General features: G+C 64.7%; 17 protein-coding genes. 7 read left to right on the forward strand and 10 right to left on the reverse strand.

What is annotated here, in order from left to right; translation table 11 throughout:
- Window positions 1-2: 2 nt before the first annotated feature.
- The 3 genes from EG885_RS02130 to EG885_RS02140 form a co-directional block, all read right to left on the reverse strand.
- Window positions 3-770, reverse strand: a complete 768-nt coding sequence (locus EG885_RS02130; RefSeq protein ID WP_131572829.1) for an ABC transporter ATP-binding protein — start codon at window positions 768-770, stop codon at window positions 3-5.
- Window positions 767-1,870, reverse strand: coding sequence for an ABC transporter permease (locus EG885_RS02135; RefSeq protein WP_131572830.1), 1,104 nt, complete (start codon window positions 1,868-1,870; stop codon window positions 767-769). The genes EG885_RS02130 and EG885_RS02135 overlap by 4 nt, the downstream gene beginning before the upstream one ends.
- 313 nt (window positions 1,871-2,183) lie before the next feature.
- On the reverse strand, window positions 2,184-2,420 hold the full coding sequence (locus EG885_RS02140; RefSeq protein WP_131572831.1) for a hypothetical protein: 237 nt from the start codon (window positions 2,418-2,420) through the stop codon (window positions 2,184-2,186).
- A gap of 195 nt (window positions 2,421-2,615) precedes the next feature.
- Here EG885_RS02140 and EG885_RS02145 point away from each other — a divergent pair, with 195 nt between their 5' ends.
- On the forward strand, window positions 2,616-3,347 hold the full coding sequence (locus EG885_RS02145) for a Crp/Fnr family transcriptional regulator (RefSeq protein WP_131572832.1): 732 nt from the start codon (window positions 2,616-2,618) through the stop codon (window positions 3,345-3,347).
- A gap of 344 nt (window positions 3,348-3,691) precedes the next feature.
- On the opposite strand, the gene EG885_RS02150 is transcribed toward EG885_RS02145, so the two are convergent.
- From EG885_RS02150 to EG885_RS02170, 5 genes are read right to left on the reverse strand one after another with little or no spacing between them, the layout of a single operon-like run.
- A complete protein-coding gene (locus EG885_RS02150) occupies window positions 3,692-5,431 on the reverse strand; it encodes a SulP family inorganic anion transporter (protein WP_131572833.1) in 1,740 nt (579 codons plus the stop codon).
- Between the two features lie 3 nt (window positions 5,432-5,434).
- On the reverse strand, window positions 5,435-5,818 hold the full coding sequence (locus tag EG885_RS02155) for a rhodanese-like domain-containing protein (protein WP_207392180.1): 384 nt from the start codon (window positions 5,816-5,818) through the stop codon (window positions 5,435-5,437).
- A gap of 11 nt (window positions 5,819-5,829) precedes the next feature.
- The gene (locus EG885_RS02160) at window positions 5,830-6,747 is read right to left on the reverse strand and encodes an MBL fold metallo-hydrolase (RefSeq protein WP_131572834.1); all 918 of its coding nucleotides are present in this window, start codon (window positions 6,745-6,747) and stop codon (window positions 5,830-5,832) included.
- The gene (locus tag EG885_RS02165) at window positions 6,744-7,184 is read right to left on the reverse strand and encodes a DUF6691 family protein (protein ID WP_131572835.1); all 441 of its coding nucleotides are present in this window, start codon (window positions 7,182-7,184) and stop codon (window positions 6,744-6,746) included. The genes EG885_RS02160 and EG885_RS02165 overlap by 4 nt, the downstream gene beginning before the upstream one ends.
- Window positions 7,184-7,642: a YeeE/YedE family protein gene (locus EG885_RS02170; protein WP_131572836.1), complete on the reverse strand. Its 459-nt coding sequence runs from the start codon at window positions 7,640-7,642 to the stop codon at window positions 7,184-7,186. Before EG885_RS02170 ends, EG885_RS02165 begins: the two co-directional genes overlap by 1 nt.
- 89 nt (window positions 7,643-7,731) lie before the next feature.
- On the opposite strand from EG885_RS02170, the gene EG885_RS02175 reads away from it, so the two are divergent.
- Entirely contained in the window at window positions 7,732-8,046 is a 315-nt protein-coding gene (locus EG885_RS02175) for an ArsR/SmtB family transcription factor (protein WP_131572837.1), read from the forward strand.
- A gap of 336 nt (window positions 8,047-8,382) precedes the next feature.
- Here EG885_RS02175 and EG885_RS02180 read toward each other — a convergent pair whose 3' ends face one another.
- Window positions 8,383-9,087, reverse strand: coding sequence for a FadR/GntR family transcriptional regulator (locus EG885_RS02180; RefSeq protein ID WP_131572838.1), 705 nt, complete (start codon window positions 9,085-9,087; stop codon window positions 8,383-8,385).
- Window positions 9,088-9,104: 17 nt separating this feature from the next.
- Window positions 9,105-10,100, reverse strand: a complete 996-nt coding sequence (locus EG885_RS02185) for a Gfo/Idh/MocA family protein (RefSeq protein ID WP_131572839.1) — start codon at window positions 10,098-10,100, stop codon at window positions 9,105-9,107.
- A 114-nt stretch (window positions 10,101-10,214) separates the two neighbouring features.
- Between EG885_RS02185 and EG885_RS02190 the strand changes: the two genes are divergently transcribed.
- The 5 genes from EG885_RS02190 to EG885_RS02210 all read left to right on the forward strand — a co-directional run bounded on the left by EG885_RS02190 (window position 10,215) and on the right by EG885_RS02210 (window position 16,551).
- The gene (locus EG885_RS02190) at window positions 10,215-11,150 is read left to right on the forward strand and encodes a dihydrodipicolinate synthase family protein (protein ID WP_131572840.1); all 936 of its coding nucleotides are present in this window, start codon (window positions 10,215-10,217) and stop codon (window positions 11,148-11,150) included.
- A gap of 43 nt (window positions 11,151-11,193) precedes the next feature.
- Window positions 11,194-12,192: a Bug family tripartite tricarboxylate transporter substrate binding protein gene (locus EG885_RS02195; RefSeq protein WP_131572841.1), complete on the forward strand. Its 999-nt coding sequence runs from the start codon at window positions 11,194-11,196 to the stop codon at window positions 12,190-12,192.
- A 57-nt stretch (window positions 12,193-12,249) separates the two neighbouring features.
- Window positions 12,250-12,729 carry a tripartite tricarboxylate transporter TctB family protein gene (locus tag EG885_RS02200; protein WP_131572842.1) on the forward strand — a complete coding sequence of 160 codons (480 nt, stop codon included), beginning with the start codon at window positions 12,250-12,252 and terminating at the stop codon, window positions 12,727-12,729.
- A gap of 1 nt (window position 12,730) precedes the next feature.
- Window positions 12,731-14,245, forward strand: a complete 1,515-nt coding sequence (locus EG885_RS02205) for a tripartite tricarboxylate transporter permease (protein ID WP_131572843.1) — start codon at window positions 12,731-12,733, stop codon at window positions 14,243-14,245.
- Window positions 14,246-15,435: 1,190 nt separating this feature from the next.
- Complete coding sequence (locus EG885_RS02210; protein ID WP_131572844.1) at window positions 15,436-16,551, forward strand: DUF475 domain-containing protein; 1,116 nt, start codon at window positions 15,436-15,438, stop codon at window positions 16,549-16,551.
- Window positions 16,552-16,835 lie beyond the last annotated feature (284 nt).

The raw sequence follows: 16,835 nt of genomic DNA on the forward strand, positions 1-16,835 counted from the left end.
GCTTAATCCTTTGTCACGGCGGCACGCGCGCGCGGCCCGTGAAAATATTCGTGCACCCAGGGGTGATCGACCTGCAGCATCTCGGCCATGGTTCCGGTGGTCAGAACCCGCCGTTCGGCCAGCACCGCGACCCGGTCGCAGCAGGCATGCAGCGTGTCCAGATCATGGGTCACCAGAAAGACCGACAGGTTCAGCGCATCGCGCAGGGTCACGATCAGGGTGTCAAAGGCGGTGGCGCCGATCGGGTCCAGCCCGGCGGTGGGTTCGTCCAGAAACAGGATCTCGGGATCCAGCGCCAGCGCGCGGGCCAGACCGGCGCGCTTGCGCATCCCGCCCGACAGATCCGAGGGGACATTGCCGTTGGCCTTCCACGGCAGCCCCGCCATGCTGACCTTGAGTTCCGCCAGACCGCGCCGCTGTTCGGGGGTCAGGCCGGGCACGGCGTTCAGCGGCACCTCGACATTTTCGCGCACGGTCAGGGATGAAAACAGCGCGCCGTCCTGAAACATCACGCCCCATCGTTGTTCCAGCGCGCGCCGCTCGGCGCCCGACAGGGTGCCGATGCGCTGGCCCAACACGTCGATGGTGCCCGCCTGAACGGCCTCCAGCCCGACGATGGCACGCAGCAGCACCGATTTCCCGGTGCCCGAACCGCCGACCACGCCCAGAATCTCGCCGCGCTTCAGGTCCAGATCCAGACCGTCATGCACCACATGGCTGCCGAACTGGGTGCGCAGGCCCCGCACCCGAACGACGGGATCGTCGCTCATAGTCCCACCTGCGCGAAAAAGACCGAAAAGGCGGCATCGGCGATGATCACCGCAAAGATCGCGCTGACCACCGCGGATGAGGTCATCTGCCCAAGCGATTCCGCATCCTTGCCGACCTGCATTCCGGCATGGCAGCCGATCACCCCGATGATGAGTGCAAAGACCGGCGCCTTGACGACCCCGACAATGACATGGGTCACGCTGACATCGGCCAGCCGCGCCAGAAACACGGCGGGCGAGATACCCAGCTCGATCCAGGACATGACCGCGCCGCCCAAAAGACCCATCACCGCCGAGACCAGTCCAAGAATCGGCAGCATCAGGACCAACGCCAACACGCGCGGCAGGACCAGCACCAGATCGGGATCAAGGCCCAGGGTCCGCATCGCGTCGATTTCCTGACGCATCTTCATCGACCCGATCGACGCCGTCAGCGCCGAGGCCGTGCGCCCCGCCACGACGATGGCCGTCAGCAGAATGCCCAGTTCCCGCAGAATCGAGATCGCGATCAGATCGACGACGAACACCTCGGCCCCGAACTGGCGCAGCTGGTCCGACCCCTGAAAGGCCAGCACCACCCCGATCAGGAACGACATCACTGCCACGATGGGCACGGCCTTCAGCCCGGTTTCCTGGCAGTGATGGATCAGCGCGGTCGCGGGAAATCGCGTGGGATGGCGCAGGGCGCGGCCAAAGGCTGCCAGCGTGCGGCCCAGATATTCCGCCAGCTCGGCCAGATAGGTGCCCATCCCGACGATCCGCTGGCCGGTCGCCTGAAGAATGCGGCGCCACAGGGCAGGGGGAGCGGCCAGTTCGTCCGGCACCGGCAGTGCCTTTGTCACCGTCGCCAGAAGCCCGGAATGGTGGTCGGACAGCCCGCAAAGCGTGGCCCCGGCTGCCTTGTGCTGCGCCAGCGCCCATGCGCCCGCCGTGTCCATCCGGGTCACGCCGGAAAGGTCTATCTGCCGGGCCGTGGGCCCGGCTTCGAATGCGCCAAGGGTCCAGACGACCAGATCGCCGGAAAGGCGCATCCGCTCGTCCTCGATCACGACGGACAGATTGGACCGTAGAATGCTGCCGGATGCGTTAGCCGCTTGCATATGCTGTCATATCTTTCCGTCAATCTCGCAGAACGAGGCAGGATGATGAGCAGTTGACGTCTGCGACCTGCCGGTGTGCCCGGTTGTCTGACCGATGCCGGGAAGGCCTATCTACGCATTGATCGGAGGCCTTTGTCCATGACGGGGGCTGGCGCGGTTGGCAAGCGCGAACCTTGGGTGCATGGAGAGATGGCCCCTCTTCGCGACAGCACGAACATATCAACCTCTGAAACCGACGCGGATCGTTCTTGTCAAAGCGGATCGTTCGTAAAATCAGGAAACACGGGCTGCCAGCCCGCTGACGAATCCTCCGCTATGGTCGTCGCACCGAGTTCCCGCCCGCCAGAATGCCGTCGATCATCTGCGCCACAGCAAGATGCAGCTCGGATTTTCCATCAATGCCGGGATCATTGGCATGGGCGGCGGAAGCATCCTGCAATATTCCCACAATCTCTCGTTCGGGCAGAATTTTATGGTCGTTCAGCGCCAAAAGCAGCGATTCGCAGATCGCAAGAGCGGCAGTTCCGGCAACGTCGGTGACGTGGGGCATTCGCAGACCTTCCATGAGTCCATTCGGACGCCGGGCAAAATGCCCTTTACCGTCGGTCCCTGCGCATTGTGGCAGATCTGTGCTAGGACAGACTAACGCAGATCAGTGAAAGCGCGGCTTGCGCTGGTAAGGACTGTTCAGGGCCCCGGTCTGGTCGCGACAGGCGCGACACGACACCGGAAAGGAACGACGGCATTGACGGCACTGCACACTCCGCTCGCGCGCAAATTGGGAGCGTTTGTCGCCTTGTCGGCCAAAGAACTTGCTGTTCTTGACCAATTGCACAGCCGCAGGCGGGTTTTCCCCGCCGGGCTTGATATCATGCACGAGGGGCAGACGAACCACGCGGCCTATATTCTGGCCTCTGGCTGGGTCTGTTCTTACAAGCTGTTGCCCGGCGGCTCTCGTCAGATCGTCGATTTTCAGATCCCCGGCGATTTCCTGGGTCTGCGCTCTGTCCTGTTTCGCACGGCCGATCACAGCATCGAACCGATCACCCGGATCGAGGCGTCCGAGGTTCTGGCCCCGGAACTGCTGGACGCGTTCAACACCACGCCCCGGCTGGCGGCGGCCGTGTTGTGGGCCGCATCACGAGACGAGGCGATGGTGGTCGAGCATCTGGTCGGCATCGGGCGGCGCGATGCACGCGAGCGCACGGCGCATTTCCTTCTGGAACTGGGCGCGCGGCTGAAGCTTGTGGGTCTGGCGACGACCGAGGGGTATGCCTGTCCATTGTCGCAATACTTGTTGGCCGATGCCCTTGGCCTCAGCGCCGTTCACGTCAACCGCGTCCTGCGGGAACTGCGCGAGGCTGGGTTGATGACGTTCCAGCACGGCGCGGTCACCTTTCAGGACTTCAAGGGGTTGGTGAAGCTGGCTGATTTCGACCTGCACTATCTGGACCATGACGGCCCTCTTTTGAGGTGACCCTCATGCGAGGCAGACCGGTTGTCGCGGAAGGGCGGCACGCGCCACGACGGGTGCTGCGCACTTGCCACCGCACACCCGAACCCGGTGCTGAAGCCACAGGCAAAGTGCCTGAAACATCGCGGCCACAGGCTGGCGGATCGACGCATTTCCCCGGCAAAAGCGCGGCGTATCATGACCTTGAAATTATGGATCGAGCGCATCCCTCAGCGAGAGCCCGAGGCAATAAGCCCACCGCTGCTTTTATGGGCTTTGGTGACCGCTTGGCATTGCAGCACCAGACACCGGCTTTAATCGGAGCTATTTGGCAGGGCCTGATCATCTCGCCCTCAGGGGCTGCACGGTCACCCCATCGCCTGAGACCTGTGCCTCATGTCGGGAGCGAGAGCTTCCAGAGCCTGATAGTGCGACAGAAACACCTCTCCCGTCAGATGCTGAAGGAAGTCGCTGCGCTTCAGGCGGTCCATGACCGGGCCCTTGACCTCGGACAGGTGCAGGCTGATGCCAGCGTCTTCCAGACGATGCATGACCAGTTCCAGACTTTCGAGGGCGCTTGCGTCGATGCTGTTCACGGCTGCGCAGTTAAGCACCACGTGGCGCAGGTCGGGACGCTCTGCGACCTGTTGCTGGATGACATTCTCGATGGCGCGGGCATTGGCGAAAAACAGGCTTTCGTCGATGCGAAGGCCAAGAACCTCTGGCGTGCAGACGACATCGTGCCGCAGGACATTGCGAAAATGCTGCGTGCCGGGCACCTGGCCGATCACCGCGATATGCGGGCGCGATGTCGCCCAGAGATGCAGCAGGACCGAGACCGCCACACCGGCGATGATGCCATTCTCGACGCCGCCACCCAGGGTCACCAGCAGCGTGGTGGCCAGCGCGGCAAAATCTGATCGTGAATATTTCCAGGTTCGGACCAGCGCGCCGAAATCGGCCAGGCTCAGCACGGCCACGATGATGGTGGCGGCGAGAACTGCGATGGGCAGGTGAAACAGCAGTGGCGTCAGGTACAGCGAGGCCAGGGCAATGCCGATGGCTGTAAAGGCACCCGCCGCCGGGGTCCGGGCGCCCGCATCGAAATTGACCACCGAACGCGCAAAGCCGCCCGTGACCGGATAGCCCGACGAAAAAGCCGCGGCCAGGCTGGCCATGCCAAGTCCGATCAGCTCCTGATCCGGACTGATGGACTGGCGTCGCTTGGCGGCCAGGGTCTGCGCCACCGACACCGATTCGACGAAGCCGATCAGGGCGATCAGCGTGGCAGCCGGTAACAGCGTGATCCAGAGCGACAGATCCAGAGCCGGCACTGACAGGGGGGGCAAGCCTTGGGGGACGTCCCCAACCACGGCCACCCCTTTTGCGTCGAGATCCAACCCGACGACGAACAGGATCGAGGCGATGACGACCATCACCGGACCTGTTCGCGATAAAAGAACGGCGATACCCTCGGGGACGTGCAGGGCCCGCAGCGTTGGCTTGAGCGACTTGCGCGACCAGAACAGGAAAGCCGTCGCCGTTGCCCCGATCGCCAGCGTCGGCAGATGCGTGTCACCCAGATTTTCGATCAGGGACGGCACCATCCTGGTCAGGGTTTGCCCTTGGGCCTCGGTGCCAAGGATGTGCTTCAGCTGACCGGCCGCAATCAGCAGGCTGGACGCGGTGATGAAACCGGAAATGACAGGATGCGACAGCAGGTTTGCGACAAAGCCAAGACGGAAGATCCCCATCGCCAGCAGGATCAGACCGGACAGCAGCGCCAGCGCCAGCGCTGCCGCGATATATTCCGGGCTGCCGGGCGAGGCGACGCTGCTGGCAGCCGCGGCTGTCAGCAGCGAGACGACCGCCACAGGCCCCACCGACAGGGTGCGACTGCTGCCGAAAAGGGCGTAGACGAGCAGCGGCAGGATCGAGGCATAGAGGCCGATGACCGGCGGCAGACCGGCGAGCATGGCATAGGCCAACGACTGAGGGATCAGCATGATCGTCACGATCACCGCGGCCATCCCATCGCCGAGGAAGTCGTGCCGGTCATAGGCACGCCCCCAGTCCAGGATCGGCAGGAAGCGCGTCGGCCCGGCCATGTCCTAGCCCTCGACGGGAAGGCCGTTGGCCTTCCAGGCTGTCAGCCCGCCTTCGATCAGGTCGGCATCATACCCCATGGTCCGCAGCGTGTCGGCGGCCAGCGCCGCACGCCCACCCGCGGCACACAGGACATGCACCCGGCCCATGCCGCGCATGTTGGTCAATTGCGGCACAGCGGTTGCGGCGGTGGCATCCGCGCGCGTTTCAAGGATGCCGCGCGGCACATGCAGCGCGCCCGGTACCCGCCCATCCGTTTCCAGTTCCGCCGGTTCGCGCAGGTCGAGAACAAGATCACCCTGTCGGGCTGCCCGTGCGGCGTCAGCGGGCGAGACCGCCGTCACGCGGCTGCGGGCGTCCGCGACAAGCTCTTTCATGGTCATGGTCATATGCAGTCTCCTCAGAAGCGGTTGACGGGGATTTTCAGATAGCTGTGGCCGTCGTCTTGGACCGCAGGCAGGCGCCCGCCGCGCAGGTTGATCTGCAGCGCGGCCAGGATCCGGTCCGGCAGCGCTAAGGTCGCGTCACGCTCGTTGCGCAGCTTGATCCAGTCCTCGCGCTTTGTGCGATCCTTGACGTGACGGTTGCTGGCACGGTGCTCGGCGACCGTCGCCTCCCATTCGGGCGCGTCACGCCTGTCGGTGCCATAGTCATGGCCGACAAACAGGCGCGTGTTCTGGGGCAGCGCCAGAATGGCCTGAATCGAGTCCCACAATTCCTCGGTGGTCCCACCCGGGAAATCGGCGCGCGACGTGCCGACATCCGGCTGCATCAGCGTGTCATGGGTGAAAGCCGCGTCGCCGCAGACATAGGTGATCGAACCGAGCGTGTGGCCGGGCGACAGCATGACCCGGACGTCCAGATCGCCGATCCGGAACGTCTCTCCGGCCGCAAAGAGCCGGTCGAAGTCGCGCGCCGGGTCGAACGCATCGGGAAGGTTGTAGAGGCCCGCCCAGATGCGGGCAATGTCCGGGGCCCTTTCGCCGATGGCAGTGGGCGCACCCGTGCGCTCTTTCAAAAGGGCCGAGGCCATGACGTGATCGGCGTGCGGATGCGTGTCCAGAACCCACGCGACGCTCAGACCGTTCTGCCGCACCAGATCCAGAACCTGATCCATGCTCTTGGTCGAAAAGCGATAGTTCTTCGGGTCCAAGTTCCAGACAACATCGATCAGTGCCGCCTTCTTCGTGGCCGGGTCTGCGCAGATATACTGGATCGACCCGGTGTCCGGCTCATAGATGCCCCAGACATCGGGGCTGTTTGCCCCCTGAGACGGCGAATGGCGCACGACCGGCTGCTGCAGTTTCGAGGTGGTCATGTTGCTGCTCCTTTTGTGTCAAGAAGTCCCGATGACTTGATCCGGGCGCCGCCCCACAACCCGACAAGCATGGCCGGCAGGAAGATCAGGGTGCCGGGCGCAAGCAGGGGAAGTGCGGTCCAGGCCGGACCGGGACAAAAGCCGCCGATCCCCCAACCAATTCCGAAAAGCGCCGCCCCGGTGACCAGCGGCCTGTCGATGCTGCGGCTTTTGGGAATGTCGAAGGTCTGGTCAAGAACCGGCGAAGGGCGCCGCCAGACAAGGCGGTAACCAATGAACGCTGTGACAGTGGCTCCGCCCATGACCAAGGCCAGGCTCGGATCCCAGCTGCCTGCCAGATCGAGAAAGTTCAGAACCTTTGCCGGGTCGGCCATGCCGGAAATCACCAGCCCCAGCCCAAAGACCAGCCCGCTGAGAAAGCCCCATAGAATGCGCATCACACCCCTCCCAGACCATGGCGAAGCAGGAAGACGGTGACGACGCCTGCCGTCATGAAGGTCGCGACCGCCACCAGTGAACGGCTCGACAGCCGTGCCAATCCGCAGACACCATGGCCCGAGGTGCAGCCCGAGCCAAGCGCGGTGCCTGTACCGACCAGAAGCCCGGCCATCGCCATCGCGAACAGGTTCTGCGGGACCGTCTGCGTCACGGCTCCGCCCGCCGCCATGATAACCACCGGTGCCGCCAGCAATCCCAGCAGAAAGGCCCACCGCCAGTCCCGGTCCCTGGGCGCTTCGCGCAGGGCCACCATCCCACCAAGGGCGCCTTGGGTGATCCCGGCGATCCCGGCAATGCGTCCGAAGAACCCCATGACCATCACCGCGCTCAGCCCGATCAGCACACCGCCGCCCAGAGAGGCCCATGGTGTGAATGCGGTTTCAATGTCCATCTCCATTCCGGCTCTCCATACTGGCGGCGACACTTGCCTCGCCGCTCCTGCATCGCTATATATTAATAGTCACTAAATCAGTCAAGGCTAATATAATGAATTTGGACGATCAGGCCTCGCAGGCTCTGCAGGAACGGGCCGATTACGTTGCCGGGCGGCTGGCGCTGGTCGCCAATGCCAAGCGCCTGTTAATCCTGTGCGAGCTGGCCAAGGGAGAGCGTTCGGTCGGGGCGCTTCAGCAGGCGGTCGGTCTGAGCCAGTCGGCACTGAGCCAGCATCTGGCCAAGCTGCGCGAGGCGGGCATGGTCGACACCCGCCGCGAGAGCCAGACGATCCATTACCGGATCAGCGATCCCGACCTCACCGTCCTGATGGCTGCCCTTTACGAGGCTTTCTGCAAGGATATCTGACGCAGCAGGGCGGGCCGGTTTTCTGGCGCTCAATCCGGTGATCCGGACCTGAATGTCAACGGAACAGAGGCCGAACAGCCTTTCGATTGCCTCGTTGTCAAGACCGATGCGTCGGACCGAAGACAGGCGACCGATCCTGCGCGGGGCAGGGGCGCCTTGGATTAGATGCGCGGGTCAGAACAGAGACATCGCATCGGTCCCCAAGGGATTGCCCGGGTCTGGACCCATGGGACGATCATCGCAAAACCGCTTCGTCATGCAGCCGGTATCAGCACCGATCGCGATCAGGCCGACGTCATGATCCGTCAGGACGTGGAACCGTTGGCCGCCTGACAGTCAGGATTGCTTGGCCGCGCCTTCGAACATGCGGTCTCGCGCGGCGGCGATATGGGCGCGCATCGCGTCTGCAGCAGCGTCGGGCTTTTGGTCGCGAATGGCTTTGATCACGCGCCAATGTTCGCTTTGCACCAGCGCCTGGCGATCGGGATCGGCCAGCAGGGTTAGCGACCGCGACAGCCGCATGCCAAAGCCGATCTGCTGGGCCAGAGATTCCAGCACCGTCTGGAAAAACGCGTTCTTTGTGGCCCTTGCGATCGCCAGATGCAGCATCTGATCGGCATCGACCCCAAGCGCCCTTTCCTGATAGGTCTGATCCATCCGCTGATAGGCGACGTCCAGCGCGGCAAGATCGGCCTCGTCGCGCCGTCGCGCGGCCCAGCCCGCCGCCGCGCCCTCGATATCGATCCGGAATTCGTAACAGCGCTGGATATCGGTGATCGACCCCAAGGGAACAAAGCTCATGACCTGCCGCGTCGGACGGCGGGCCACATAATTGCCCGACCCCCGGCGCGAGGTGATGATCCCGTCGTCGCGCAGCCGCGCGAGTGCCGCGCGCAGGACCGGGCGTGACACACCGCAGCTGACCGCCAGCATCTGTTCGGGCGGCAGGCGGCTGTGCAGCGGGTACTGTTCTTCGACGATCTGGGTCAGCAGCCGGTCATAGACCTGATCGGCCAGCGACGGGGGCGGGGGCTCGGACACGGGAACTCTCCTGTCGGTCAGACGGGCACGCCAGCGGCGCGATAGACCTGTTCCATAAGCCGCAGGGTCCGCAGGTTGTCCAGCCGGTCGGTCTGAAACGGTTGGCCGCTGCGCAGCCCGTGGACGAAATCGGTGACCGCGCCGGTAAAGCAGGCCTGATAATTCGCCGTCAGATCGTGAAGCGACACCGCATCGGGCTGTGACAGCAGCGTGATGCGGTCGCGGTCATAGATCAGGGTGTCGGCCTCGCCCAGCAGCTCCAGCCGGTCGGTGGGCAAGGGCGGATGGCCGGGGGCCGAGATATTGGCATCGATCTGGATCAGCGCCCCATCGGCGCTTTCCAGCTGGATCAGGGCCACATCCTCGCCCTTCAGGGCGGGGTTCATGCGGTCCAGACGGGCGGCGGTCACGGTCATCTCGCCCAGAATGGCTCGCAGGGCGTCCAGATGATGGATCAGCACCTCGAAGACCAGCAGGCGGGGGAAATCGGCCAGATAGGGCTGGCGGCCCAGCAGGAACGGCACCCGACCCGGATAGTCCAGCAGGCTGGAGGCCCGCACCGTCAGCCGCGCATGGCGCAGACGCCCCAGCTGGCCTTCGGCCACGCGACGGGCCAGTTCGGCGTAATGGGGGCGAAAACGGTAATTTTCATGCACCATGAAGCGCACCCGCTCGCTCACATCGGCGATCAGCGATTCGGCTTCGGCGACCGTGGGGGTCATGGGTTTCTGGCACATCACATGCACGCCCAGATCCGCCGCCTGCCGGACAAGGGTCGCGTGGCTGCCCACCGGCGTGATGATGTCGACCGCGTCCGGGGTGACCGCCCCCAGCATGGCGCCCATGTCGTCGAAGACGCGGGGAATGCCAAAGCGGTCGGCCCGCGCCTGTGCGCGTGCGCGGTCGGGATCGCAGATCGCAGCAAGGGTCACGCCTTCCTGCGCCTGCCAGCCCTTCAGATGAAATTCACTGATCGCGCCTGCGCCCGCGATGGCGATGGTCAGATGCTGCATGGTTGCCTCCTGTCTCTGGCCCGGGGCTTAGCTTCTTTGCACAGAAAATACAACTATTGACTCATTCTGCGGTCAGAGTTACTGCTTCTGACCAAGCGAAGAAGGACAGATGCCATGCGCCACGACATTACCCCCCAGGATCTGGCCGCCTCGGTGATGGCTGTTCCGCCTTTGGCGCTGACCGCCGATGGGGCATTCTCGGATACGGCGAACCGGGCGGTTCTGGATCACCTGCGGGCGGGCGGGGTGACGACGGTGCTGTATGGCGGCAATGCGCTGGCCCAGCACTGGCCGATGGGGGTCTATGCCGACTGGCTGGACCGGCTGCAGGCGATGGCCTCGGACGACACATGGCTGCTGCCCTCGGTCGGGCCCGATGCGGGCAAGATGATGGATCAGGCGGCGGTGCTGAAGACGCGGCGCTATCCGGTCGCCCTGCTGGTGCCGATGGGCGCGCCGCTGACGCATGAGGGGATGGGGCAGGCGCTGCGCCGGTTCCACGCGGCCTGCGGGGTGCAGCTGCTGGTCTATATCAAGACCGACGGCTATATCCCCGCCGCCCTGCTGGGCGATCTGCTGGCCGAGGGCGTGGTCTTCGGCGTCAAATACGCCGTGCCCCGCAGCGCGGGCGAGGCGGACCCCTATCTGCGCGACATCGTGGCGGCCATCGGCGCGAACCGGGTGATTTCCGGGTTCGGAGAGCCTCCGGCGATTGCGCATATGCTGCGCGACGGGTTGGCCGGCTTTACCGCAGGCTGCGTCTGCATCGCGCCGGCGCTGTCCATGGCGCTGATGGCGGCGTTGCGTCGCGGTGATGGGGAAAGCGCGCAGCGTCTGCTGGTCCCGATGCAGCCGCTGGAGGATTTGCGCGGCGCGCATGGTGAAATCCGGGTGCTGCATGATTCGCTGGCCCTGTCGGGGCTGGCCGATACGGGGCCGGTCCTGTTGCCGATGACCCATGCCGACCCGGCCCATCGCAACGCCATCGAGGCCGCCGCGCGGGGCCTGCTGGCTGCCGAACTGGAATTCCGGGCGGCGCAAGCCGCCTGACTTCGCCGCCCGCGATCCGGGCGTCATCATCTGGGAGGATAAGATGACCGATTTCACCAACCCGACCCGCCGTGGCCTGCTGATGGGAGCAGCGGCCATATCCGCCCTTGGCCTTGTGCCGGGTGCGGCATGGGCTGCCGATTACCCGACCCGCCCGATCACGCTGGTCGTGCCTTGGGGGGCAGGCGGCGGCACGGATGCGACCGCGCGCATGATCGGCGCGCTGCTGGAACGCAGGCTGGGTCAGCCGGTCACCGTGGTCAATCGCACCGGCGGGGCCGGGGTCATCGGCCATTCGGCCATCGCCACGGCGGATGCCGATGGATACACCCTTGGCCTTGTCACGGTGGAAATCGCGATGATGCACCATATGGGCCTGACGCCGCTGACCCATGCCGATTACACGCCGCTTGGGCTGATGAATGCCGACAGCCCGGCGGTCACGGTGGGCACCGCCAGCGGCTATGCCGACATTGCCGCCCTGACCGAGGCGATCCGCGCGTCCGAACCGGGCACCTTCACCGCCTCGGGCACCTCGCAGGGGGGGATCTGGCATCTGGCGCTGGTCGGCTGGCTGCAGGAACTGGGACTGGCGCCCGATCATGTGACCTGGGTGCCGTCCGAAGGATCGGCCCCGGCGATGCAGGATCTGATCGCGGGCGGGGTCGACATCGTCACCGTCTCGCTGGCCGAGACCAAGGCGATGGTCGATGCGGGCCGCGCCGTCAATCTGGCGCTGATGGGCAGCGAACGCGCCGCCAGCCATCCCGACCTGCCGACCCTGTCCGAGGCCGGCGGCGGCGATTTCGCGCTGGCCACATGGCGTGGCGTCGCCGGGCCGCGCGATCTGCCGCAGGATATCGCCGACAGGATCTCGGCAGCTTTGGCCGAGATCGCGGTGGATCCCGAATTCACCGAATTCATGGACAGCCGGGGCTTTGCCATCGCCTATCTGGACCCCGCCGCCCATGGCGCCATGATGGCCGAGGCCGATGCGCAGATGGCCGGCACCATGGCCGCCGCCGGGCTGGTTCAGGACTGATCCAAAGACCGGACGGCAGAACCCTCTGCCGTCCATGCGCAACCTGGGGAGGGGGCCATGAAGATCACCGATGCCATATCGGGCCTGCTGCTGATGGGGCTGGGGCTGTTCATGCTGTGGCAGGCTGCGCAGTTCCCGTCCTTTGGCGGGCAGCCCTATGGGGCCGCGCTGCTGCCCTCGATTCTGGCCGTGGGATTTCTTGCGGCGGGCGGGCTGCTGGTCGCGCGCGACCTGCTGGTCCGGCGCCATGCCCCGGCGGGCCCCTGGGTGGCGCTGATCCCCGACCTGCGTCAGGGCACCGGCATGGCCGCGGGGCTGGCGGTGCTGGGCAATGTGTTGGCGCAGATCTGGCTGGCGCCGCAGCTGGGTTATCTGCCCGTCGCGATCATGGGGCTGGCGGTGCTGTTTGTCGTGCTGCGCCTGCGCCTGTGGGTGGCGCTGACGCTGGCGGTGGGAACCAGCCTTGCCTGCTGGTGGCTGTTTGCGGGGCTGTTGCGCGTGCCGCTGCCGCGCGGTCTGCTGGATGGGATTTTATAGCATGGCCGACATCCTTTGGCAGGCCGCCCTTCTGGTCTTCGATCCGCGCGTCCTGATCACCGCCCTGCTGGCGGGCGCCTTTGGCATGTTCGTGGGCGCCATGCCCGGCCTGACCGCGACGATGGCGGTGGCGCTGCTGGTGCCGATGACCTTCTTCATGGACCCGATTCCGGCGCTGGCGGCCATCGTCGCGGCCAGCGGCATGGCGATCTTTGCGGGCGACATTCCCGGCGCACTGCTGCGCATCCCCGGCACCCCGGCATCCGCCGCCTATGTCGAGGACAGCTATCGTCTGGCGATGAAGGGTCAGATCAACATGGCGCTTGGCACCAACCTGCTGGTGTCGTGCATCGGTGGGCTGGTGGGGGTGTTCGTGCTGATCGCCGCCGCCCCCTGGCTCGCCGAATTCGCGCTGCGCTTCACCTCGTACGAATATTTCTGGCTGGCGGCCCTTGGGCTGTCCTGCGCGATCTTCATCGCCTCGGCCGATCCGCTGAAGGCGGGGGTGGCGCTGCTGATCGGTCTGGCGATGGCCACGGTCGGCCTTGACCCGACGACCGGCGTGCCGCGCTTTACCTTCGGGCAGGTCAACCTGCTGGCGGGTGTCGAGTTCATCCCGGCGATGATCGGTCTGTTCGCGCTGGCCGAGGTCATGCGCGGCGTGATCCGCCTGAACCACAAGGCCCCGCCCGTGACCATGCCGCAGGGCGAGGGCGCGCTGTTCAAGGGCGTCGGCGGCGTCATCCGCCGTCATCCCAAAAACATCGTCCGCGGGTCGCTGATGGGCACGCTGATCGGGGCGCTGCCCGGTGCAGGGGCCGATATCGCCGCATGGATGGCCTATGCCGTGTCCAAGCGTTTCTCGAAAACCCCCGCGAAATACGGCACCGGCCATGTCGAGGGGCTGGTCGATGCCTCGGCTGCCAACAATGCCGCCGTGGGCGGGGCGTGGATCCCGGCGCTGGTCTTCGGCATTCCGGGCGACAGCGTGACCGCCATCGTCATCGGCGTTTTGTACATGAAGGGGATGAACCCCGGCCCGACGGTGTTCTTGCAGAACCCGCAGCTGATCTATGCCGTGTTCATGATCTTTATCCTGACAACGCTGATGATGGTCCCGCTTGGCTGGGTGGCCGTCAAGGTTGCGCGTCAGGCGCTGCGGGTGCCGTCACGCGTGCTGCTGCCCATCGTTCTGGCCTTTTGCATCGTGGGCGCCTTTGCGATGACCAATTCGGTCTTTGGCATCGTCATCATGCTGGCGCTTGGCCTGCTGGGCTGGCTGTTGGAGGAAAACGGATTTCCCGTCGCGCCGATCATTCTGGGCCTTGTGCTGGGCGGCATGTTCGAACGGATGTTCATGACCTCAATGATCAAGTCGGGCGGCGATCTGGGTGCGTTCTTCGACCGTCCGATCGCGGCGATGCTGGGCGTCTGCGTGCTGCTGATCTGGGGGGCGGCAATCCTTGGCGCCCTGCGCCGGATGGTTCGGGGGCGTCCCGCTCGCCATGCTGATTGATCGGAGCGAAGTCGATCCACCCCTATGGCGCAAGTCTGATCACTGCCAGGCATGTCTGGACCGGGCGCGGCTGATCCGCCGACAGACATCCCCGCGTTGGTCTTGGAGAATTGAGGGCGCGGGTCATGTCATCGCCCCCAATTTTCTATAGTACAGTTGATGCTGCGACTCTTTCTCGGGAATGCAAGGACGCATCACGGGTTGTGTCCGTTCCGGAAGCGAGACGACCAACGCAGGCCGTCAGGGTTGCTATCATGAGGGCTGGCCCGTCATTGGTCCGGGGGCCTGTCCGAATGATCGCAAGCGTCGCTCGCGACGCCGAGCCGGGATCTGGCGATCAGTCCGAAGATCGTCGCACATTGGCGACAGGGGCAGACGGTCGAGGATCCCAAAACCGGGCTGACGGACCCGCATTCCACCGTTTTAACCGAGGCCGACGGGGCAATGGTTATGGCGGTCCGGCGGCACATGCTGCTGCCGTCGGAGTTCAAGCATGCAGCAAACGATCCGGGGGATCGTTTCTGGCGCAGAACGGCTGCATGCCCTGCAGCCATCCATGCTGCAACTGACGCGTTCAGAACTGCATCAGTGCCTGCGGCGATAAGCCGTTCCGGCGCCATAAGATCAAGCCCAACGGAAAGGCCTTTCCCGGCTGCCTGATGTGGAGGGCGACAAGCCGACGTGCTGAAACGCGTCGCCCCGTTGATGGATCGCCTCGGGTCCGCCGGGGTCGGCGCGCAGGGCGACGATCATCTCGACCTGCTCTGGGAAAAGCCGTGGCACATTGATACAAACCTGACCCGCTGGTTTACTCATAGGTGGCGATGTCCGCGCTGACCTCGACTCGCGCGATCATCGCCGGCATGGCGCAACGCGTGGGGCAGCAGTCAGCGGTCGGGTGATTTCGCGACTGCGCAGATATGTCTTGGCCATTTCATGCGAATGCTCATCACGCGATCCGTTCACGCAGGCTCTCATTGCGGCCTGTCCGGCCATGACCGTTCTCCAGACGGCACGGGCCGGAAATCCGCCGATGGCTGTGTGCGGGGGCTTGCCGAACGGGGCCGGACGCCGCAGGGTTTCCTGCGCCTTGGCGCGGTCGAGCGGTGTCCGGGCCCCTCTGACGAAAGTGGCGGCGCTTTCGTGATGTCGGCACCTGTTTTATGGTCCACCGCCTGGACTTTCGTGACATGACACAGGACAATTTTGCGCCGATTTCGGGCGCCTCCGGCACGGCGCCCAAGCGCGCGGTGCTTTCCTATCTGAAATGGGCGATCATCGTTACCGTGCTGGGCCTGATTCTGGGCGCGGTTCTGGGCTGGCAAACGACCGGGACGCTTGGCGGGATGCTGTCGATCCTGTTCATCGTCGCGGTTCTGGCGGTGCTGGAAATCTCATTGTCGTTCGACAATGCCATCGTGAACGCCAACAAGCTGAAAGACATGCGCCCGGAATGGCAGCGGCGCTTTCTGACCTGGGGCATCCTGATCGCGGTCTTTGGGATGCGGATCGTCTTTCCGCTGCTGATCGTGGTCATCGCCGCCGGGATCGGCCCGTGGCAGGCGCTGGTTCTGGCCGCCAGCCAGCCCGAGGAATATGCCCGCATCATGCACGAGGCGCATCTGCCGATCGCGGCCTTTGGCGGCACCTTCCTGATGATGGTCGGGCTGAGCTTTTTCTTTGATCAGGAAAAGGATGTGCACTGGGTCGGTTGGGTCGAACGCAACATGGCCAAATATGCCAGCATCCGCGGCATCGAGATCGCCGTCGTGCTGCTGATCGTGCTGAGCTTTTCGCATCTGCTGGAGGGGGCCGACCGTGCCACCTTTTTCAGCGCCGCCATCTGGGGGCTGATGACCTTTCTGCTGGTCGAGGTTCTGGGCGGTCTGCTGGACAGCACGCAGGAAACCCTGCACGGCGCGGCCAAGGGTGGCCTTGGGGCGTTCCTGTATCTTGAGGTGCTGGATGCCTCGTTCAGCTTCGACGGGGTGATCGGAGCCTTCGCGCTCAGCCAGAACCTGTTCGTGATCGCGATCGGTCTGGGCATCGGGGCGATGTATGTGCGGTCGATGACCATCATGCTGGTCGAAAACAGCACCCTGTCGGAATACCGGTTTCTGGAACATGGCGCTTTTTATGCGATCGTGGCGCTGTCGGTGGTGATGTTCGTTCAGGCGCTGGTGCATATCCCCGAGGTGATCACCGGGCTTGGCGGCGCGACCCTGATCGGGATCTCTCTGTGGTCGTCGATCCTGTGGAACCGGAAAGAGGCGCTGCAGGACATCGACGCTGTCGCCATGCCCTGACGGGCCGGGCCGACATGCAAAGGGGCCCTGCGGGGCCCCTTGATCCGGTGGTGTTCATCCGGTGGCGTTCTGGCCGGGCCGATCAGGCGGCGCGGCGGGCGTCCAATTCGCTGATGACCGGGCGCGGCATCTCGTCCCGGGTGAAATAGCTATACATCTGGTCCAGCGCGGAATCCGCGTCCATGCTTCGTTTGCGTTCGGCGATGCTCAGTGGTTTTGTGTTTGCAGTCGACATTTCAGTTCTCCGGGTTCGGGTCATTTCCCTCCCACGGGCTTCAGATATT

Source organism: Paracoccus nototheniae (assembly GCF_004335005.1).
GTDB classification, from domain to species: domain Bacteria; phylum Pseudomonadota; class Alphaproteobacteria; order Rhodobacterales; family Rhodobacteraceae; genus Paracoccus; species Paracoccus nototheniae.

Bases quoted from the DNA above. Each gene is read 5' to 3' on its own strand.
- EG885_RS02170 (WP_131572836.1), bottom strand. From the start codon at position 7,642: ATGGAGATGGACATTGAAACCGCATTCACACCATGGGCCTCTCTGGGC.
- EG885_RS02130 (WP_131572829.1), bottom strand. From the start codon at position 770: ATGAGCGACGATCCCGTCGTTCGGGTGCGGGGCCTGCGCACCCAGTTC.
- EG885_RS02185 (WP_131572839.1), bottom strand. From the start codon at position 10,100: ATGCAGCATCTGACCATCGCCATCGCGGGCGCAGGCGCGATCAGTGAA.
- EG885_RS02175 (WP_131572837.1), top strand. From the start codon at position 7,732: ATGAATTTGGACGATCAGGCCTCGCAGGCTCTGCAGGAACGGGCCGAT.
- EG885_RS02205 (WP_131572843.1), top strand. From the start codon at position 12,731: ATGGCCGACATCCTTTGGCAGGCCGCCCTTCTGGTCTTCGATCCGCGC.
- EG885_RS02150 (WP_131572833.1), bottom strand. From the start codon at position 5,431: ATGGCCGGGCCGACGCGCTTCCTGCCGATCCTGGACTGGGGGCGTGCC.
- EG885_RS02160 (WP_131572834.1), bottom strand. From the start codon at position 6,747: ATGACCACCTCGAAACTGCAGCAGCCGGTCGTGCGCCATTCGCCGTCT.
- EG885_RS02155 (WP_207392180.1), bottom strand. From the start codon at position 5,818: ATGACCATGACCATGAAAGAGCTTGTCGCGGACGCCCGCAGCCGCGTG.
- EG885_RS02210 (WP_131572844.1), top strand. From the start codon at position 15,436: ATGACACAGGACAATTTTGCGCCGATTTCGGGCGCCTCCGGCACGGCG.
- EG885_RS02190 (WP_131572840.1), top strand. From the start codon at position 10,215: ATGCGCCACGACATTACCCCCCAGGATCTGGCCGCCTCGGTGATGGCT.
- EG885_RS02135 (WP_131572830.1), bottom strand. From the start codon at position 1,870: ATGCAAGCGGCTAACGCATCCGGCAGCATTCTACGGTCCAATCTGTCC.
- EG885_RS02140 (WP_131572831.1), bottom strand. From the start codon at position 2,420: ATGCCCCACGTCACCGACGTTGCCGGAACTGCCGCTCTTGCGATCTGC.
- EG885_RS02165 (WP_131572835.1), bottom strand. From the start codon at position 7,184: ATGCGCATTCTATGGGGCTTTCTCAGCGGGCTGGTCTTTGGGCTGGGG.
- EG885_RS02200 (WP_131572842.1), top strand. From the start codon at position 12,250: ATGAAGATCACCGATGCCATATCGGGCCTGCTGCTGATGGGGCTGGGG.
- EG885_RS02195 (WP_131572841.1), top strand. From the start codon at position 11,194: ATGACCGATTTCACCAACCCGACCCGCCGTGGCCTGCTGATGGGAGCA.